General features: G+C 70.3%; 3 protein-coding genes. All 3 read left to right on the top strand.

What is annotated here, in order from left to right:
* Positions 1-698 (top strand): DUF6670 family protein (locus tag I0Q12_RS26925; RefSeq protein WP_374068803.1); only part of this gene is annotated, 698 nt, incomplete at its 5' end.
* A 59-nt stretch (positions 699-757) separates the two neighbouring features.
* Positions 758-1291: an SRPBCC family protein gene (locus tag I0Q12_RS26920; protein ID WP_197256408.1), complete on the top strand. Its 534-nt coding sequence runs from the start codon at positions 758-760 to the stop codon at positions 1289-1291.
* Between the two features lie 154 nt (positions 1292-1445).
* The coding region (gene aroD, locus I0Q12_RS26915) for a type I 3-dehydroquinate dehydratase (RefSeq protein WP_307846557.1) at positions 1446-2082 on the top strand (637 nt) is incomplete at its 3' end.

The following is a 2082-nucleotide window of genomic DNA, read 5'->3' as shown; positions in this document are numbered from 1 at the left end:
GGCCGGGCACGGCGTCGTTCGGAGAGCACCTGTCGATGACCGTGACCGGCTCGGATGTCCGGGTGCAGCGCACATGGCCGGCCGATGCGGTCGCGGTGGATCTGCTGCTGCACCCGACCGGGGTGATCACGACCTTCTTCGCGATCCCCGGGTTGTACCGGCATTCGAGCCGGCTGTGCCGTTACGAGGGCACCCTCACCGACCCCGACGGAACCCGGACGGTCACGGGTCTGGCCGCGCTCGAGTACGCGCACGGTGTCGCGGTCCCCGCGCGGCTGCCGGTGCGCACGTTCGTCTACCAGGTCCTGAGCGTCGACGACGACACGCAGCTACTGCTCACCTCGGTGCTCGGCCCGGGGAATGTGCCGGTGCTGCGGACCGCGTTCCTGCGCAGCGCGACCGGGACGATGGAGACGGTGCGGGTGGGTGTCCGGCTGCGCATCGACACCGCACGTGAGGTCCGCACCCCGGACGGGCGGCGCATGCTGCTGCCGGGCGAGTTCCACTGGGACATTCCCGGCGTCGGGCACGTCGACGGACACGCCGACGGCGACTGGGCGTACGGGCTCGGCGCCGGATACGTCGGCGGGATCCGGTTCGACGGCCGCTGGCGGGGTCGGCGGGTCGCCGGCTCCGGATATTGCGAATACATCGATCGGCGCAGCGAGTCCACACGGCCGACCTCGCCGGACGGGTAGAATCGGACACGCGGTTTTCTTCACCGACAACGTCTTCCGGCGACGAGGAGCACCGTCCGATGGCGATTCGCGACTACCGGCCGAGCCCCCTCCAGTCCGCCGAGGTGATCGATGCGGGCGACCAGTGGACCCTCGTGTTCAGCCGTGACTTCCCGCAGTTCCCGGACGTGGTGTGGGTGGCCCTGACCGATCCGGCGCAGGTCGTGCAGTGGGCGCCGTACCGGCCGGAACGGCATCTCGGCACCGTGGGGCCGGCGACGCTGATCGTCGTCGACGGCGACGAAGCCACCGAGTTCGACGGCACCGTCGTCGCCGCGGGCACCCCGCACGTGCTCGAACACCGGTGGGATGAGGACTGGTTGCGCTGGGAGATCACACCCCGCCCCGGCGGATGCACGCTGACGTTGCAGCACACCGTCACCGGGCCGGACACCTCGGCCGAGCTCGCCGCGGGCTGGCACATGTGTCTCGACGTGCTGCAGGAGGTGATGGAGCACCGCTCCCCCGGGCCGATCGTCGGGCGCGACGCTCTCGACCTCGGCTGGACCGAACTGTACGAGGCGTACAGCAAGCGACTCCGCGGCGGATCGTGATCCCTGCAGTGCGGGCGGGCACGGATCCGGCCGTTTTTCCGAGCGAATGTATCGTTCGGTCGATTGAAGGAGACGAGCGGTACATTCGCTCGGGCATCGGGCGCCGGCGGGCTTCCGATCGAATGGGTGCCGGAGTCGACGACGGGAGTCAGCAGTGGGTGGCAGGGCGATCACGCCGGTCCGGGTGAAGAACGTCACGATCGGCGAGGGCACACCCAAGATCATCGTGCCGATCACCGGTCGCACCCCCGACGAACTGCGCACCCAGGTCGAGGCGCTGACCGGCGTCGACGTCGACATCGTCGAATGGCGCACGGACTTCTTCGACACCATCACCGACACCGCGAGCGTCGTCGAGCAGGCCCGCGTCCTCGCCGGGCACCTCAGCGGGATCCCCCTGCTCGCCACGTGCCGCACCCGGCACGAAGGCGGCGAGGCCGACCTGACCGACGACGCGTACGCCGACTCGAACGTCGCGCTCGCCGAATCCGGGGCCGTCGACCTGGTCGACGTCGAATACCGCCGCGACCGGGCAGCCGTCGACCGGATCGTGGCCGCGGCGCACGCACGGAAGGTCGCGGTGGTCGCGTCGAACCACGATTTCGAGGGCACCCCCGCGAAGGACGAGATCGTCGCGCGGCTGGTCGCGATGCAGGATCTGGGCGCCGACATCTGCAAGATCGCGGTGATGCCGCGCGGCGCCGCCGACGTGGTGACCCTGCTCGACGCGACCCGCACGATGCACGAGGAACACGCCGACCGGCCCATCGTCACGATGGCGATGGGCGGGC

The organism is Rhodococcus sp. CX (assembly GCF_015865005.1).
In the GTDB taxonomy this organism is placed as follows: domain Bacteria; phylum Actinomycetota; class Actinomycetes; order Mycobacteriales; family Mycobacteriaceae; genus Rhodococcus.
This window is presented reverse-complemented; position numbering and strand designations above follow the sequence as displayed.